This is a genomic window from Streptomyces sp. NPDC059785 (genome assembly GCF_042732375.1).
Classification (GTDB): Bacteria; Actinomycetota; Actinomycetes; order Streptomycetales; family Streptomycetaceae; genus Streptomyces.
The window spans coordinates 151,376-168,220 of the sequence record NZ_JBHWHV010000006.1 but is presented as its reverse complement, the minus strand read 5'-3'; the positions used below and the strand labels follow the sequence as shown (position 1 = coordinate 168,220).

Here is a 16,845-nt window from a genome sequence, read left to right as displayed (position 1 = left end):
ATCACTGGGCCTTGTTGAAACGTGTAGTAGGACCGAAGACTCTTGACGTCAAGCTATGGGTGACGGTTTGCTGTCCGTGATCAGGCCCTGCCGGGCCCCGCTCCGTACGGACCACCCGCCAAAGGACCGCCAGCGGTGCCCCCACCTCCGCCACCCCTCGGCCGCGGCCGCAGACGCGCCCCGCAGGTCTTCGACGCCGCGCTGGACGACGCCGAACTCGTCGTCGCCCGCGCCGAGCTGACCCGGGGACGGTGGGCCACGGTCCGCGCCCTGCTGGCCGGCACCGGCGACGACTGGGACCGCCGCGGCCACCGCGTCACCGTCCTCTCCCAGGCACCCGCCGCGCTCGCCTGGGCCGGCGACTGGCTGCTCGCCGAACCCGAGTCGTCGTGCGCCTCGGTACTGCTGGCCTGCGCCCTGGTGCACCGCGTGCTGGACGGCAGGGAGCGCCCGGACCCGGCCCGCGAGGCCTGCCGCACCGCCGCCGCGCTCGCCCCCGACGACCCCACCCCCTGGCTGTGCCTGCTGATGCTGGAGCGATCCGTGGGCAGCGAGGAGGACGTCGTCCAGCTCTTCGACGAGGTGCGCCACCGCTACCCCGACCACCACCACGCCCACCACCTGATGGTCGCCCGGCTCGCCGAACGCCGGGCCGACGCGGGCCAGGACCCGCTGCACGAGGTCTACGACTTCGCCGGCTGGGCCGCCGAGCAGGCGCCCGCCGACTCCCCGCTCGCCGTGCTGCCGGTCGTCGCGCACGCCGAGCGCTACCGGGTGCTGGCCTCGGCGGGCCTGGAGCCCGCCGACCCGGCCGCCTCCGGGCACTGGGTGGGCCGGCGGGCCCGGCAGGTGATGAAGGCCGCCTTCGACTGGTGGCTCGAGTGGGAGCGCGACGACCATCCCCGGCGCTTCATCGACCTCAACTTCCTGGCCCACGCCATGCACTGCGAGGGCCGCGGCGCCGAGGCCGCCGCCCTCTTCCAGCGCATCGGCCCGTACGCGACCCCGGCCCCGTGGTCGTATCCGGACCGGGATCCGGGCACGGCGTTCCGTACCGCACGCGCGAGCGCGCTGGGCACCGGCTGACCGGTCCTTGCGACCGGATCACCTGAGTGGTTCACCCGACCTCACCGCTATCTGAGAGGACGACTCGGCCATGACGACGGGCAGTTCGAGCACGAGCGAGAGCCGGCGGGATCCCCGCTCCGGCATCAGCACGTTCAAGGGGCAGGACCGCGCGCTGCGCGCCGACCGGCTCGGCACGGCGGGCCTGCTGCTGTCCGTGCTCGCCGCGACCGCGCCCCTCATGGTCGTCGCGGGTGTCATGCCCACCACATTCGGGGTGATGGGGATCGTCGGACAGCCCCTGCTCTTCGTCGCCCTCGGCGTGGTGCTCGCCCTGTTCTCCGTCGGCTACGCCGAGATGAGCCGCCACGTCCACAACGCCGGCGCCTTCTACGCGTACATCTCCCGCGGCCTCGGCGGCACCGCCGGAGCGGGCGCCGCCCTGGTCGCGCTCGTCGCCTACAGCGCGCTCCAGGTCGGCATCTACGGCATCTTCGGCTTCGAGGTCTCCGGGCTCCTCGACACCTATCTGGACGCCGACGTCGCCTGGTGGATACCGGCGCTCGCCTGCGTCCTCGTCGTCGGCGCGCTCGGCTGGCTGAAGATCGACGTCAACGCGCGCGTGCTCGGCGTCCTGCTGCTGATCGAGGTCGCGCTGGTCGTCGTCTTCGACGTCGCCGCCGTCACCGACCCCGGCCGCGAGGGCCTGTCCCTGCACGCCTTCAGCCCCGCCACCCTCACCGGCGCGGGCGTCGGCACCGCCCTGTGCTACTGCATCGCCGCCTTCACCGGCTTCGAACAGGCCCCGGTCTACGCCGAGGAGACCAGCCGCCCGGCCGTCCTCGTACCGCGCGTGATGTTCCTGGCCATCGGCTTCGTCGCCGTCTTCTTCGCCCTCAGCTCCTGGGCGCTCACCGTCGCCGCCGGACCCCACGCGATCGTCCCCGTCGCCCGGGAACAGAGCGCCGGACTGCTGTTCTTCCTCACCGAACCCCGGCTCGGCACCACCTTCACCGACGTCATGCACGTGCTCTTCGTGACCGGCATGTTCGCCGCGACGCTCAGCTTCCACAACGTCGTCGCGCGCTACGCCTTCGCCATGGGCCGCGAGGGCCTGCTGCCCGCCGCCTTCAGCCGCACCACCGGCACGAGCGGCGCCCCGGGCACCGGCTCACTGCTCCAGACCGCCGTCTCCGCGATCGTCGTCGCCGCCTTCGCGCTCACCGACGACGCACCGGCCGGCGACCCGACCGCACCCGTCCTGCACCTGTTCACCTGGGGCGGCAACGTCGGCGCGCTCGGCGTCATCCTGCTCATGGCCGCCGCATCCCTCTCGGTGATCGTCTTCTTCGCCCGGCGCGGCGCCGCCCGCGCCCAGTTCTGGCGGCTGGCCGCGTCCGCCCTCGCGGGCGCCGCCCTGCTCTTCATCGCCGTCTGCACGGTCAAGGACTTCGACGTGCTCCTCGGCGCCGACCCGGACTCCGCGCTGAGCTGGGCGCTGCCCGCCGTCATCGGCCTCGCCCTGATCGCCGGACTGGTCCAGGGGCTCGTGCTGCACTCCCGCAGGCCCGAGGCGCACGCCCGGATCGGCCTCGGCAACGAGGCGTTCCAGCTCGACAAGGCGGCCGGATCCGCGCCCGGCCCCCGCCACCGGGCCCCCTGACCCGGCCATCGGGCCGCGCACCCACGGGGATTCCATTACGGAATACGGACGGACCCCCGTAATCCCTGGCCCGGCAGGGGTCACGGGTGTTCGAATCGGTACGTGACCCAAGAACGGCCCGGCGAACCGGGCACCCCCGTCGGACGGCGGGTCCTGCTCGGCACCCTCGGCCTCGGCGCACTCGGCGTGCTGACCGCACCCGTCCTCCAGCGCGGCCTGGAGAACTTCCTCGGCGGCGCCGCCGACAAGGACCCCACCGGACTCACCGGCCTCCTGCCCAACGGCGGCGGCTTCCGCTACTACTCGGTGACGTCCTCCGTCCCGCGCAAGGACGCCACCGACTACCGCCTCACCGTCGACGGCCTCGTCGACCGCCCCGGCAGCTACACCCTGGCCGACCTGCGCGCCCTGCCGCAGACCCGGATGGTGCGCGACGTGCAGTGCGTCACCGGCTGGCGGGTGCCCGGCACGCCCTTCGAGGGGGTACGCCTGTCCCGGCTGCTGGACGCCGCGGGAGTGCGTCCTTCGGCCGGGGCGGTCCGCTTCACCTGCTTCGACGGGGCGTACACCGAGAGCCTCACGCTCGACCAGGCCCGCCGCGCCGACGTCCTGGTGGCCCTGCGCATGCAGGACAAGAACCTCGGCCACGACCACGGCGGCCCGGTCCGCCTCTACGTCGCCCCCATGTACTTCTACAAGTCCGCCAAGTGGCTCTCCGGCATCACCGTCACCGAGGACGTCCGCCCCGGCTACTGGGAGGACCGCGGCTACGACGTCGACGCCTGGGTCGGCCGCTCGAACGGACGCGACGATGACCCCACCAGCTGACGCCCCCGCCCCCGCCCGCGCCGCCCGGGTGGCGCGCTTCACCCCCGCCGAACGCTGGGTGCACCGCGCCGCCGCCGTGCTCATGGGCCTGTGCGTGGCGAGTGCCGCCTGCCTCTACCTCCCGGAGTTCGCCCAGCTCGTCGGCCGCCGTGAGCTGGTGGTCCGGGTCCACGAATGGGCCGGCCTGCTGCTGCCGGTCCCCGTCCTCGCGGGCCTCGCCTCCCGCGCCTTCCGCGCCGACCTCGGCCGCCTCAACCGCTGGGGCCCGCACGACCGTACGTGGCTGCGCGCCGCGCTGCGCCGCGACCGGCGGCACTCCGCCCGGCCCGCGGGCAAGTTCAACGCGGGCCAGAAGACCTACGCCGCCTGGATCGCCGGGGCCGCCCTGGTGATGCTCGGCACCGGGCTGCTGATGTGGTTCACCCACCTCACCCCGCTGCTGTGGCGCACCTCGGCGACCTTCGTGCACGACTGGCTCGCCCTGACCATCGGGATCGTCCTCGCCGGTCACATCGGGATGGCGCTCGCCGACCCGGAGGCCCGCCGCGGCCTGCGTACGGGCGAGGTGAGCCGCGAGTGGGCGGAGCGGGAGCACAGCCTCTGGCGGCCGTGACTCCCGCTCCGCCCACTCCCGGGAAGAGCCGGAACCGCTAGTGCCCCAACAGGCAACGTTCGCCCCGTCGCGACGCCCGGCACGCACTCTCGCCGCACCGGGCACAAACCCAAGTACGTCCAGTACGAGGGCTTGCGCCCGGCACGCCGAGAGCACGCACCGGACGCCGCTCCTTGACGGGCAAACGTTGCCTGCCGGGGCACTAGATCACCAGGGACAGCAGGAGCACCAGCGCGCCGCCGACCACGGAGATGATCGTCTCCATGACCGACCAGGTCTTGACCGTCTGGCCGACGTTCAGCCCGAAGTACTCCTTGACCAGCCAGAACCCGGCGTCGTTGACATGGCTGAAGAAGAGCGAGCCCGCGCCGATCGCCAGGACGAGCAGCGAGGTGTGCGTGGTCGACATGTCGGCCGCCAGCGGCGCGACGAGACCGGCCGCCGAGACGGTCGCCACGGTCGCCGAACCGGTCGCGAGCCGGATCACCACCGCGATCAGCCAGGCGAGCAGCAGCGCCGGGATCGACCAGTCCTCGGAGATGTCCAGGATCATCTGGCCCACCCCGCAGTCGATCAGCGTCTGCTTGAAGCCGCCGCCCGCGCCGACGATCAGCAGGATGCCCGCGATCGGCGCGAGGGACTTCTCGACGGTCGAGGAGATCCGCTCCCTGGTGAACCCGGCGGGACGGCCGAGCGTGAAGATGCCCACGATCACCGCGGCGAGCAGCGCGATCAGCGGCGAGCCGATGACGTCGAAGACCCGCTGGACCTGGTGCTCGGGGTCGTCCACGACGATGTCCACCAGCGCCTTGGCCAGCATCAGCACGACCGGCAGCAGCACGGTGGCCAGGGTGGCGCCGAAGCCGGGACGCTTCTTCAGGTCGTCGGAGGCGCGCGCCGGGATCATGCGGTCGGGCGCCGGGACGTCCACCCAGCGGGCGGCGTACCGGGAGAAGACCGGACCCGCGATGATCACCGTCGGGACGGCGACCAGGACGCCGAGCGCCAGCGTGATGCCGAGGTTGGCCTTGACCGCGTCGATGGCGACCAGCGGGCCGGGGTGCGGCGGGATCAGCCCGTGCATCACGGACAGACCGGCGAGCGCCGGGATGCCGATGCGCATGAGCGAGTAGTTGCCGCGCTTGGCGACCATCAGCACCACGGGGATCAGCAGCACGATGCCGACCTCGAAGAACAGCGGCAGCCCGATCACCGAGGCGATCAGCACCATCGCCCACGGCATGGCGCGCCCGCCCGCCTTGGCGAGGATCGTGTCGACGATCTGGTCCGCGCCGCCCGAGTCGGCGAGCAGCTTGCCGAGGATCGCGCCCAGCGCGATCAGGACGCCGACACCGGCCACGGTCGAGCCGAGCCCGCTGGTGAAGCTGGTGATGGCCTTGTCGAGCGGGGCCCCGGCGAAGGCGCCGAGCGCGAGCGAGCCGATGGTCAGGGCCAGGAAGGCGTGCAGCTTGAACTTGGTGATGAGCAGCACGATGACGGCGATGCCCGCCAGTACGGCTATGCCCAGCTGAGCGTGGCCCGCCGAGGTGATCGGTTCGACGGTGTCCGCTGCCAGCATCTCGACGCTGAGTCTGGTCACGGTGTGTCCCTTGCGTGTACGGGTGATCGGGTGGGGAGGGGCCTCGGGGCTCCGAGCGGAGCCGTGAGGGTTACTGCGTGGGCCCGGGCAGCGCGTCCAGCGCGGCCACGGCCCGTTCGGTGATCTCGCCGGGGTCGCCGGAGACGTCCACCGCGACACCCGCCTCGTCCGCCTCGAGCGGCTGGAGGGTGGCGAACTGGGAGTCCAGCAGGGCCGTCGGCATGAAGTGCCCCTGCCGGTGCGACATCCGGTCCTCGATCAGCGCGCGCTCGCCGGTGAGGTGGACGAAGACGAGATCGGGAGCGGCCGCGCGCAGCCGGTCGCGGTAGCTCCGCTTCAGCGCCGAGCTGCTGACCACGCCGCCGAGTCCGGCCCGGTCGTGCGCCCAGGCGCCGATCGCGTCGAGCCACGGCCGGCGGTCGTCGTCGGTCAGGGGCGTCCCCGCCGTCATCTTGGCGATGTTGGCCTGCGGGTGGAAGTCGTCGCCCTCGGCGTAGGGAACGCCGAGCCGTGCGGCAAGCAGGGGACCGATCGTGGTCTTCCCGGTGCCTGCCACGCCCATGACCACGACCACGTGGGGGGTACGCGTCTGCTGCATCGTGCTCTCGCTGTCTTCGTCGACATCTGATGTCGACGCCACTGAAACCCATTAGGTACGACGAATTCAAGAGTCTGTGATGAATAAGTCTGACTTTTTGTTCCAGCGATCACCTCGTACGCTGAGCCCATGACCACACCGGGCCGGGGGCTGCACGGGCACGTACTGGAGGCCCTGGGGCCGGCCATCACGGCGGGCGAATACCCGCCGGGCAGCGTCCTGCGCACCGACGAGCTCGCCCAGCGTTTCGAGGTGTCACGCTCCGTGATGCGCGAGGCCGTCCGCGTACTGGAGTCCATGCACCTGGTCGAGTCGCGCCGCCGCGTCGGCGTCACCGTCCGCCCGAAGGCCGAGTGGAACGTCTACGACCCGCAGGTCATCCGCTGGCGGCTGGCCGGCGCCGACCGCCCCTACCAGCTCCGCTCGCTCACCGTGCTGCGCTCGGCCGTCGAGCCCGTCGCCGCCGGCCTCGCCGCCCGGCACGCCTCACCCGAGCAGTGTGCCGAGCTCACCGAGTGCGCCCTCGGCATGGTCGCCAACTCCCGCGGCCACCAGCTCGAGGGCTATCTCTTCCACGACGTCGCCTTCCACCGCGTGATCCTGAACGCGTCGGGCAACGAGATGTTCGCCCGGCTCGGCGACGTCGTCGCCGAGGTCCTCACGGGCCGCACCGAGCACGAGATCATGTTCGAGGACCCCGACCCGGCCGCCGTCACCCTCCACGTACAGGTCGCGGAGGCGGTACGGGCCCGCGACGCGGCCCGCGCCGAAGAGCTCACCCGCGAGATCACGGTCGGCGCCCTCCAGGAACTGGACATCCTGGCACCGTAACGGGTGCGCGGGCCGGGCGGGTTACTCGACGAAGTCCCCGTCCACGTACACCCACGCCCCGCCGATCCGTTCGAACCGGCTCCGCTCGTGCAGCACGCCCCCGGCATGGTTCGCCCGGAAGGTCACGGTCCCCGTCGAGTGGAACGCCGACCCCTCGGTCACGGCGACGATCTCAAGGCCGGTCCACCGCATCCCCGGCTCGAACTCCACCCGCGGCGGCCGCGTGGCCGGGTGCCAGGTCCGCAGCAGATACCCCTCGTCCCGCTTGACGAAGGCGCTGTAGCGCGACCGCATCAGCGCCTCGGCGGTGGGCGCCGCGGCCTCGCCCCGGTGGAAGCGGCCGCAGCACTCGGCGTACGGCCGCGCCGACCCGCAGGGGCAGACGGCGGGGACACCGGCGGCGGTCTTGCGGGAGGGTCGTGAGGTTCGTCGGGCCATGGGGGTCATTCTCCGTCACCACCGGGAGGGGGTGACCGGCGGGAGTACGGGCCCACAACGAAAACAGCCCCTCGAAAGGGGCTGTTCGCTGTGTGTCCGAGGGGGGACTTGAACCCCCACGCCCGATAAAGGGCACTAGCACCTCAAGCTAGCGCGTCTGCCATTCCGCCACCCGGACAAGGTGTCTGTCGTGCGGGGTTTCCCTCGCGGCGACAGAGGAAACATTACCAGGCTTCCGGGGGCGCCCGATCACACCCCGTCCCGGCGTGAACGGCGTGTGACGGACCGCGACCGCCCTTGGGGCGCGCCGGGTGCCGGAGAGAGGATGTGAGGGACTACCACCAGCAGTGACAGCACCAGCAGTGACAGTGGGAGGAAGCAGCGTGAGCGAGTCGAACACGGCCGGGAGCGTCACCGGCGAGGACGAGGTCGTCGACCTCTGTCGCGAGCTGATCCGGATCGACACCAGCAATTACGGGGACCACTCCGGGCCGGGCGAGCGCAAGGCCGCCGAGTACGTGGCCGAGAAGCTCGCCGAGGTCGGGCTCGAACCGCAGATCTTCGAGTCGCACCAGGGACGCGCCTCGACGGTGGCGCGCATCCAGGGCGAGGACCCCTCGCGGCCCGCGCTGCTGATCCACGGCCACACCGACGTCGTACCGGCCAACGCCCAGGACTGGACCCACCACCCGTTCTCCGGCGAGATCGCCGACGGCTGCGTGTGGGGCAGGGGCGCGGTCGACATGAAGGACATGGACGCGATGACCCTGGCGGTCGTCCGCGACCGGCTGCGCAGCGGGCGCAGGCCCCCGCGCGACATCGTCCTCGCCTTCCTCGCCGACGAGGAGGCGGGCGGCACGTACGGCGCCCGGTACCTGGTCGACAACCACCCCGACCTCTTCGAGGGCGTCACCGAGGCGATCAGCGAGGTCGGCGGCTTCTCCTTCACGGTGAACGAGCAGCGCCGGCTCTATCTGATCCAGACGGCCGAGAAGGGCATGCACTGGATGAAGCTGACCGTGGCCGGCACCGCCGGACACGGCTCGATGATCCACCGGAACAACGCCATCACCGAACTGTCGGACGCGGTCGCCCGCCTCGGCCGGCACGAGTTCCCGGTCCGCGTCACCAAGACGACCCGCGCCTTCCTCGACGAGCTCGGCGACGCGCTCGGCACCGAGCTGGACCCGGAGAACATGGAGGGCACGCTGGCCAAGCTCGGCGGCATCGCCAAGCTGATCGGCGCCACCCTGAGCAACACCGCCAACCCCACCCAGCTCGGCGCCGGTTACAAGGTCAACGTCATCCCCGGCGAGGCCACCGCGCACGTCGACGGGCGGTTCCTGCCGGGCCACGAGGAGGAGTTCCTCGCCGACCTCGACCGGATCCTCGGCCCGAAGGTGCGGCGCGAGGACGTGCACGCCGACAAGGCCGTGGAGACCACGTTCGACGGGGCGCTGGTGGACGCCATGCAGTCCGCGCTGGTCGCCGAGGACCCGGCCGCGAAGGCGATCCCGTACATGCTCTCCGGCGGTACGGACGCCAAGTCCTTCGACGACCTCGGTATCCGCGGCTTCGGCTTCGCGCCGCTGAAGCTGCCCCCGGAGCTGGACTTCGCGGGGATGTTCCACGGCGTCGACGAGCGGGTGCCGGTGGACGGCCTCAAGTTCGGCGTGCGGGTGCTCGACCGCTTCATCGACGCGTCCTGAGCGCCGGGCCGGTAAAAGGAAACTCGCATAATCGCCAGCGCGTGCGGGACGGACTGAGAAGAGTGAATGCGACCATAAGCTCGTAGCTCCATTACTCCTTCCTCGTTACAGGTAGTGCGGTCCGAGGCTTGGACCGCTTTGCCAACGAGGAGGAATAATGATCAAGAAGATCGTCGCTGCTGCGGCTGCCACCGGTGGCCTGGTTCTCGCGGGTGCGGGCCTGGCGGTCGCCGACTCCGGTGCTCAGGGTGCGGCGGTGCACTCCCCGGGCGTCCTTTCCGGCAACGTCGTGCAGGTGCCGGTGCACGTCCCGGTGAACGTCTGCGGCAACACGGTCTCTGTGATCGGGCTGCTGAACCCCGCCTTCGGCAACACCTGCGTCAACCAGTGACGTTGTGCCTCTGTTCATGAGGGCCTGAGTCCGCGTCGGCCCCGGAGCGCGCATCCGCGCCCCGGGGCCGACCGGGCTCTGCGCGCCCGCCCGCTCGGTGCGGGCGCGTTCCACAACGTCCGCGGACAACGTCGAAGGCAGGTATCAGCAATGCGACAGGTCACCCGCAAGGGCCTGATGACCGTGGCCGCCGCGACCGGCTTACTCGCCGTCGCGGGCGGCCATGCGCACGCCGACTCGGCTGCGCACGGCTCCGCTTCGGACTCGCCCGGCGTGCTGTCGGGCAACACGGTGCAGGCACCGGTGCACGTCCCGGTCAACGCCTGCGGCAACACCGTGAACGTGGTCGGTCTGTTCAACCCGGCGACGGGCAACGGCTGCGGCAATCAGGGCGGCGGCGGTTCGTCCGGCGACGGCCACGGCGGTCACGGCAGCGGGTCGCACACGGGAGGTCACAGCAGTGACTCGCCGGGTGTCGGCTCGGGCAACCACGTGGAGGCGCCGGTCGAGGTCCCGGTCAACATCTGCGGAAACAGCGTGAACGTGGGCGGCGTCGGCAACGCCGCGGTCGGCAACGCGTGCGGGAACGGCTCCGGCGGCGGCCACCCGGGCACGCCGCCCGGTGGTGGCCATGAGACGCCGCCCGGTGGTGGCGACGAAACGCCGCCCGGTGGTGGCGAGACACCGCCGACGAATCCGCCCGGTCAGCCGGGGAATCCGGGCAACCCGGGGGAGCCGGGGCAACCGGGTCAGCCCGGGGAGCCGGGGCAGCCGGGCACGCCGCCCGGTGGGGGGAACGAGAACCCCGGCGGCAATCCGGGCAATCCGGGCACTCCGGGTACGCCGGGTACGCCGGGCGCTCCGGGTGGCGGTCAGTCGGGGCCGGGCGCGCAGTCTGTCGCCGAGCCGCAGGGCGCGGCGCAGCTCGCCCACACCGGCAGTGACCTGCCGCTGGGCATGCTCGTGCCCGCGGGCGCGACGGCGCTGCTGGGCGGCGCGCTGCTCTACCGCAGGGCGCGCGCGGCAGCGTGAGTCGCGGCACGCCGGACGCTGAGCCACCGGGTTCCAGGGGGCGGGCACGGAACGGAGCGGGTCCCGCCGGTGCGGGGCCCGCTCCGTTTCAGTCGCCTCCGTTCACCACGTGGCGCGCACCTGGCGAATGATCCGTCGGCGCAGCCGCACTCTGCGGCTGCCGTCGGGATGCAGACTCAGGCGGTCCAGCTCCCAGTGTCCGTACTCCGCGTGGTCCGTCAGCAAGCGTGTCGTTTCCTTGCGGGAGACCCCGCGCGGTACGTACACGTCGACAAATTCGTATTCCGGCATCGCATCTATTGTGCGGGCAGCGGCCCGGTACGGATAGCGTCTGCACTATGTCTGATGCTGCGCAGCCCACCGCTGCCGAGGTACGCGCCGCCGCCGAGGCGGTCAAGACCGCGCTCGACCGCCACCTGGCCGCGGTCGAGCGCAGGACGGGTGAGGACGACCCGGCCGTTTACGAGGCGTTCAACGAACTGGCCGCCGCGGCCGAGGAGTACGACGAACTGCTCTACGACCGGTACGACGAGGTCACACCGTTCGAGATTCCCGGTACGGAGGACAGCCTGCCCCCGTACACGGGCCCCGAGGAGCCGAACGCGCTGAGCGTGCTGATCCGCCGGGACTACGCGGTGGTGGAGCCGCAGCGCCTGCTGGCACAGGCACAGCGCATCGAGGCGGTGGAGGACGACGGCGTGGAGACCACGGCCTCGGGCACGGTGCACGGTGCCCTCGGTCTGCTCTTCGGTGAGTTCGAACCGGACGAGATCGCCTCCCGGCACAAGGAGTTCGGACTGGAGGAGGGCGACTCCACGCTGTGGGTGACGGCGGCGGACGAGCCGGCCGAACCGGGTGAATGGCTGGAGGCGCCCTTCGAGCAGGCCGACGCGCAGCGCGTGGTCTGCCGCTTCGACGTCAGCGCCGTCTTCGACGACGAGGCGGACGACGACGGGATCGAGGACGGCCTCGCCCCCCGCCGCGGGCTCGCCGGGGACCCGGACGACGACGCGGACCTCGACGACGAGGACCTGGACGACGGCGACCTGGACGACGAGGACCTGGAGCGGCTGGACGCGGACCGCTGAACCGGGGACGCCGGACCAGATGAACCGAGGGCGCCGGACCGGATGAACCGCGGACGCCGCGGCGGGTGAACCGAGGACGCCGGACCGGATGAACCAAGGACGCCGCGGCGGGTGAACCGAGGGCGCCGGACCGGATGAACCAAGGACGCCGCGACGGAACCTGATGGCGGCCACCGGAGCTCCGGTGGCCGCCACACTTGTCGGCGGCCGTGCGCGGTGTGCGGGCTGCTGCGCGCGGTGTGCGGGCGACTGTGCGTGACGGGCGGGGCCGAGCGCGGCCTGCGGGCGGCCGCGCGTGCTGTGCGGGCGGTCGTGCGCGCGGGCCGGCCGCGCCCGTGGCCGCGGTCAGCCGGCCGCCGGGACCTGCGTTCTGAGCAGGGCCGGCAGGCGGGTCGTCCGGGGCTTCTGGGGGAGCTCCGCCACGGCCCGGGGCAGGGCCTGCTCCACGCCGTGGACGACCGACAGATGGCGTGCGGCCCGGCCGAAGGCCGTGTACACCCAGGGGCGGGTCAGGGCTCCCGCCGCGTCGCCCGGCAGGACGACGACCGCCGCGGGCCAGCGGTGCCCCACCGCCTGGTGCGCGGTGACCGCCCAGCCGTGCCGCACCGTCCGCTCCACCCGCTCCCTGGGTACGACGACGGCCTCCCCGGCGCACTCCAGATGCAGCCCGTCGGCGTCGGCCTTCACCACCCGGCCCGGCGCCGTACGCCCGGGGGCGGCCGAGTACACGATCCGGTCGCCCGGGTCGAAGCCGCCGAAGCGGCCCGGGCCCGGGTTGAGCCGGTCCTTGAGCGCGGCGTTCAGCGCGCGGGTGCCGGCCGCGCCGCCGTGCCCCGGTGTGATCACCTGGGTCTGCTCGGCCGGGATGCCGATCGCCCGGGGCACCGAGTCCGCGACGAGCTGCACGGTCCGGTGCACGGCCTCCCCGGCGTCCCGCACCGGGACGATGACGACCTCCTTGCCCGGCGCCTCGACCTGGTTCAGCTCGCCGATGCCGATGCCCGAGACCAGCTCGCCGAGCGGCCCCGGGTCCGGGGTGCGCGAGGCGATCTGCGGGCCGACGCGGGCGGCGAGCAGGTCGGCGAAGACCCGGCCGGGCCCGGCGGACCACAGCACCCCCGGGTCCCCGCTCAGCACCAGCCGGGCACCGTCGGGCAGCGACTCGGCGAGCACGGCCGCCGCCTCGACGTCGAGCTGGGGCGCGTCCGGCAGGATCAGCAGGTCGAGCGCGAGGGCGCCCTCCGGGTCCCGGCCCGGCCCCTCCGTACCGGAGAGCAGACCGGCGACGGTGGCGACGGCCTCGGCCGCGGCCTCGCGCGGGGCCGTGAGCAGCGCGGCGAAGCGGTCGCGGCCGTCCGCGGTGTGCGCGGCCGCGTAGGCCCGCAGTCCCGCGGCGCGGGCCGCGGTCAGCAGCTCCGCCGGTTCCGCGCGCGCGGCCTCGCCGCCCGTGTGCAGTACGAGCCCGTGGTCCGCGACGGCGCGGAACAGCTCGGCGGCGGAGCGGGACGCCGACGCGACGACGGGCTCCCAGGTGACGGCGGACTCCTTGGCGAGGGAGTTGATCACGCGGGCGAGACCGTCGGCGAGGCTCTCCTCGGCGAGCGCGTACCGCTCCAGGCCGATCAGGACGCGGACCGGGCGCTCCTCGCCGTCCTCCGAGTCGTCCTGCGCCCTGGAGGGGGAAGGGGAGGCGGGCGCCGTCGCTTCGAGAGCGTCCTGGAAGACCAGGGCCTCGCCCTCGGCGACGGTGTCCTGCACGGCCGCGTCCGGGTCGGGCACCGACCGCTGGGCCAGCGCCGCCGTGAGCGCCGGGGCCTCGAGGGCCGTGTGTCCGGCGAGGGCCGCCTGCTCCAGGAGCCACACCGTGACCGCCCGGCCGCGCCGCTCGTCGTCAGGGCGGCACTCCGCGCCGAGCAGCGCCCGCGCGAATCCGTCGGCCTGCTCGGGCCGCACCCCGGCGACCCGCAGCAACTGCCAGGGATCCGCGCGCAGTTCGGCGTCGGCGCCCTCGCCGAGCACGGCGGCGGCCTGCGGCGCCAGCGCCTCGGGGGCGCCGCCCTCCGCCAGGACGGCCCGCACGGCGCCGACCGTCTCGGCGGCGGGCGCGCTCGCCGCCGGTGCCACGGGCTCGGGGCGGCGCACGGGCTCGGGGGCCGACCTGCGCGGCGCCGGCGCCGGCTCGGTGAACGCCGTGGCCACCGGCTTCTCGCCGCTCTCCACCGCGCGCACCGCGGCCAGCAGGTCGGCGGCCGTCCCGCTGAGCTTGCCGCCGGCCGCGATCGGCCCCTGCTTCCCGGCCTTGCGCCGCTCGATCCGCTCCCGCAGCTCGCGCTGGGCCGCCAGCTCGGCCTCGGCCTCGGACAGCTCGGCCGCGCCTTCCGCGTCGCCCGCGCCCTCGGTACCCCCCGCGCCCTCGGTACCGTCCGTGCCCTCCGTACCGTCCGTGCCCTCCGTACTCTCCTGGCCGTCCCTTGCGTCGGAGTCCGGCGTGTCCGTGTCCGATGCGTCCGTGTCCGCGGCTCCCTCCGCCGGGGGCGCGGTGTCGTCGGCGGCGCCGTCCCGTGAGCCCGCGCCCGGGGTCCCCGGCTCGGCTTCCTCCGTGGTCTCGGGCTCCGTGGTCACAGCGTGCTCCAGTCGTGATCGGGATAGTGGTGCACCGGTGCCGACACGTCGTCGAGCGCCCGGCAGATCTCGTCAGGAAGACTAAGGGTCTCCACTGACAACGCCTCCGTGAGCTGGTGCAGGTTGCGCGGGCCGATGACCGGGGCGGCGACCCCCGGCCGGTCGCGGACCCAGGCCAGGGCGACCTGGAGCGGGGTCACGGCGAGCCCGTCGGCGGCGGTCGCCACCGCGTCGACGATGTGCCCGGCCGCCTCGTCCAGGTACGGCGCGACGAAGGGCGCCAGCGTCTCCGAGCCGCCCCGGGAGTCGGCGGGCGTGCCGTGCCGGTACTTGCCGGTGAGCACGCCGCGGCCGAGCGGTGAGGAGGGCAGCAGCCCGACCCCCAGATCGAGGGCGGCGGGCAGCACCTCGCGCTCCACCCCGCGCTGGAGCAGGGAGTACTCGAGCTGCGTACCGGCGATACGGGTGCGGGTGCCCGGGGCGGCGAGCTGCCAGGTGGCGGCCTTGGCGAGCTGCCAGCCGCAGAAGTCGGACACGCCCGCGTACCGCGCGCGGCCGCTGCTGACCGCCAGGTCCAGCGCGTGCAGGGTCTCGTCCAGCGGGGTCAGCGGGTCGAAGGCGTGCACGTGCCACAGGTCCACGTAGTCGGTGCCGAGGCGCTTGAGCGAGGCGTCGAGGGCGGACAGCAGGTGCCCGCGCGAGCCGTCGAAGCGCCGGTCCGGGTCCGGCACGCTCCCCGCCTTGGTCGAGATGACCAGGTCGCGCCTCGGCACCAGGGCTTCTATGAGCTGTCCCAGCACGTACTCGGCCTCGCCGTCCCCGTACACGTCCGCGGTGTCGACGAGGGTCCCGCCCGCTTCCCAGAACGCCTTCAACAGGTCCGCGGCGTCGTGCTCGTCGGTGTCCCGGCCCCACGTCAGGGTGCCGAGTCCGATCCGGGACACGCGCAGGCCGGTACGGCCGAGATGCCTCTGCTCCATGAACGCCGAGATTACTGGCCTGAACTCGCCGCGTCGTGACCCTGTGGACAACCGGCGCGACGCGGTCCTGAACCCGTCCCTGCCGCCGCGCCGGACGGCGCGCTAGTGTCTGCGGCGGAAGCGACGTTACTGATCGGTAAGGGGTATCGGCCATGCAGCTCGGGATCAACCTCGGCTACTGGGGCGCGGGAATGGACGCGGACAATCTCGCCGTGGCCCAGGAGGCCGACCGGCTGGGATACGCCGTCTGCTGGGCGGCCGAGGCGTACGGCTCCGACGCGGCGACCGTGCTGAGCTGGGTCGCCGCGCAGACCGAGCGCATCGACGTCGGCTCGGCCATCTTCCAGATCCCCGCCCGCCAGCCCGCGATGACGGCGATGACCGCCGCGACCCTGGATTCGCTCTCCGGCGGCCGGTTCCGCCTCGGCCTCGGCGTCTCGGGCCCGCAGGTCTCCGAGGGCTGGTACGGGGTGAAGTTCGACAAGCCGCTGGCCCGCACCCGCGAGTACGTGGAGATCGTCCGCCGGGCGATGAGCCGTGAGCGCTTGTCCTACGAGGGCGAGCACTGGACGCTGCCGCTGCCGGACGGTCCCGGCAAGCCCATCAAGCTGACCGTGCACCCGCAGCGCGAGCACATCCCGCTGTACATCGCCGCGATCGGCCCGAAGAACCTGGAGCAGACCGGCGAGATCGCCGACGGCGCCCTGCTGATCTTCCCCTCGGCCGAGCACCTGGAGGACACCGCGGTCCGGCATCTGCGCGCGGGCCGGGAGAGGGCCGGCCGCACCATGGAGGGCTTCGACGTCTGCCCGACGCTGCCGCTCGCGGTCGGCGAGGACAAGGACCTGGCCGCGCTCGCCGACACCTTCCGCCCGTACACGGCCCTGTACGTGGGCGGCATGGGCAGCCGCAAGCAGAACTTCTACAACCGGCTCGCCCAGCGCATGGGGTACGAGAAGGAGGCCGCCGAGATCCAGGACAAGTACCTGTCCGGTGACAAGGAGGGCGCGGCCGCCGCCGTACCGCACGAGCTGATCGACCGGACGACGCTGCTGGGTTCCGTGGACCGCGTCGCGGACCGGATGAACGCCTACGCGGCGGCCGGGGTCACCACGCTCACGCTGGCACCCGCGGGCTTCACGCTGGAGGAGCGGATCGCCTCGCTGCGGGCCGGGTCCGAGGCCCTGGAACGGGCCGGACTCGCGTGACGCACAGCCCGTGAGGACGCCGGGCGGGGGAGGTTTTCGCGGCCGTGGTGGGGGCTCGGGGGTCTTCCCCGCCACGGCCGTCACCGGGACAACGCCTCACCCGCCCCGTCGGTTACGCCCTGGAGGCGTCCCGCCGCAACCCGGTCCTCCGCCGTTCGGCCGAGTTGTCCGGCGCAGGT

Annotated in this window: 16 protein-coding genes and 1 tRNA gene; 10 read left to right on the top strand and 7 right to left on the bottom strand. The window is 73.0% G+C overall.

Features of this window, described 5'->3' with window-relative positions:
- The first annotated feature begins 135 nt into the window (after positions 1 to 135).
- From ACFV6E_RS06820 to ACFV6E_RS06805, 4 genes are all read left to right on the top strand, one after another.
- Positions 136 to 1,086, top strand: a complete 951-nt coding sequence (locus tag ACFV6E_RS06820) for a hypothetical protein (protein WP_385165937.1) — start codon at positions 136 to 138, stop codon at positions 1,084 to 1,086.
- A gap of 70 nt (positions 1,087 to 1,156) precedes the next feature.
- Entirely contained in the window at positions 1,157 to 2,728 is a 1,572-nt protein-coding gene (locus tag ACFV6E_RS06815; RefSeq protein ID WP_385459713.1) for an APC family permease, read from the top strand.
- Between the two features lie 102 nt (positions 2,729 to 2,830).
- Positions 2,831 to 3,556: a molybdopterin-dependent oxidoreductase gene (locus tag ACFV6E_RS06810; RefSeq protein ID WP_385165933.1), complete on the top strand. Its 726-nt coding sequence runs from the start codon at positions 2,831 to 2,833 to the stop codon at positions 3,554 to 3,556.
- On the top strand, positions 3,540 to 4,169 hold the full coding sequence (locus ACFV6E_RS06805) for a cytochrome b/b6 domain-containing protein (RefSeq protein WP_385459711.1): 630 nt from the start codon (positions 3,540 to 3,542) through the stop codon (positions 4,167 to 4,169). Before ACFV6E_RS06810 ends, ACFV6E_RS06805 begins: the two co-directional genes overlap by 17 nt.
- Before the next feature lie 202 nt (positions 4,170 to 4,371).
- Here the strand turns inward: ACFV6E_RS06805 and ACFV6E_RS06800 are convergent, their stop codons facing one another.
- Positions 4,372 to 5,769, bottom strand: coding sequence for a GntP family permease (locus tag ACFV6E_RS06800; protein ID WP_385165931.1), 1,398 nt, complete (start codon positions 5,767 to 5,769; stop codon positions 4,372 to 4,374).
- A 70-nt stretch (positions 5,770 to 5,839) separates the two neighbouring features.
- A complete protein-coding gene (locus tag ACFV6E_RS06795; protein WP_385165929.1) occupies positions 5,840 to 6,367 on the bottom strand; it encodes a gluconokinase in 528 nt (175 codons plus the stop codon).
- Between the two features lie 129 nt (positions 6,368 to 6,496).
- Between ACFV6E_RS06795 and ACFV6E_RS06790 the strand changes: the two genes are divergently transcribed.
- Entirely contained in the window at positions 6,497 to 7,198 is a 702-nt protein-coding gene (locus ACFV6E_RS06790) for a FadR/GntR family transcriptional regulator (protein WP_385165928.1), read from the top strand.
- 21 nt (positions 7,199 to 7,219) lie between these two features.
- On the opposite strand, the gene ACFV6E_RS06785 is transcribed toward ACFV6E_RS06790, so the two are convergent.
- Complete coding sequence (locus ACFV6E_RS06785) at positions 7,220 to 7,636, bottom strand: YchJ family protein (RefSeq protein ID WP_385165926.1); 417 nt, start codon at positions 7,634 to 7,636, stop codon at positions 7,220 to 7,222.
- Between the two features lie 93 nt (positions 7,637 to 7,729).
- Positions 7,730 to 7,814 (bottom strand) — tRNA-Leu (locus tag ACFV6E_RS06780).
- A 205-nt stretch (positions 7,815 to 8,019) separates the two neighbouring features.
- Between ACFV6E_RS06780 and ACFV6E_RS06775 the strand changes: the two genes are divergently transcribed.
- From ACFV6E_RS06775 to ACFV6E_RS06765, 3 genes are all read left to right on the top strand, one after another.
- Entirely contained in the window at positions 8,020 to 9,345 is a 1,326-nt protein-coding gene (locus ACFV6E_RS06775) for a M20/M25/M40 family metallo-hydrolase (protein ID WP_385165924.1), read from the top strand.
- A gap of 157 nt (positions 9,346 to 9,502) precedes the next feature.
- Positions 9,503 to 9,736 (top strand): chaplin ChpH, encoded by a 234-nt coding sequence (chpH, locus tag ACFV6E_RS06770; RefSeq protein ID WP_385165922.1) that lies wholly within the window; start codon positions 9,503 to 9,505, stop codon positions 9,734 to 9,736.
- A 150-nt stretch (positions 9,737 to 9,886) separates the two neighbouring features.
- A complete protein-coding gene (locus ACFV6E_RS06765; protein ID WP_385459709.1) occupies positions 9,887 to 10,768 on the top strand; it encodes a chaplin in 882 nt (293 codons plus the stop codon).
- Between the two features lie 102 nt (positions 10,769 to 10,870).
- Here the strand turns inward: ACFV6E_RS06765 and ACFV6E_RS06760 are convergent, their stop codons facing one another.
- Entirely contained in the window at positions 10,871 to 11,059 is a 189-nt protein-coding gene (locus ACFV6E_RS06760) for a DUF5703 family protein (RefSeq protein ID WP_033323315.1), read from the bottom strand.
- Between the two features lie 47 nt (positions 11,060 to 11,106).
- Here ACFV6E_RS06760 and ACFV6E_RS06755 point away from each other — a divergent pair, with 47 nt between their 5' ends.
- On the top strand, positions 11,107 to 11,856 hold the full coding sequence (locus ACFV6E_RS06755) for a hypothetical protein (protein WP_385459706.1): 750 nt from the start codon (positions 11,107 to 11,109) through the stop codon (positions 11,854 to 11,856).
- Between the two features lie 345 nt (positions 11,857 to 12,201).
- On the opposite strand, the gene ACFV6E_RS06750 is transcribed toward ACFV6E_RS06755, so the two are convergent.
- Both ACFV6E_RS06750 and ACFV6E_RS06745 read right to left on the bottom strand, forming a co-directional pair.
- Complete coding sequence (locus ACFV6E_RS06750) at positions 12,202 to 14,478, bottom strand: helix-hairpin-helix domain-containing protein (RefSeq protein ID WP_385170798.1); 2,277 nt, start codon at positions 14,476 to 14,478, stop codon at positions 12,202 to 12,204.
- Positions 14,475 to 15,458, bottom strand: a complete 984-nt coding sequence (locus ACFV6E_RS06745) for an aldo/keto reductase (RefSeq protein ID WP_385170795.1) — start codon at positions 15,456 to 15,458, stop codon at positions 14,475 to 14,477. The genes ACFV6E_RS06750 and ACFV6E_RS06745 overlap by 4 nt, the downstream gene beginning before the upstream one ends.
- Before the next feature lie 152 nt (positions 15,459 to 15,610).
- On the opposite strand from ACFV6E_RS06745, the gene ACFV6E_RS06740 reads away from it, so the two are divergent.
- Complete coding sequence (locus tag ACFV6E_RS06740; RefSeq protein ID WP_385170792.1) at positions 15,611 to 16,666, top strand: LLM class F420-dependent oxidoreductase; 1,056 nt, start codon at positions 15,611 to 15,613, stop codon at positions 16,664 to 16,666.
- Positions 16,667 to 16,845: the final 179 nt, after the last annotated feature.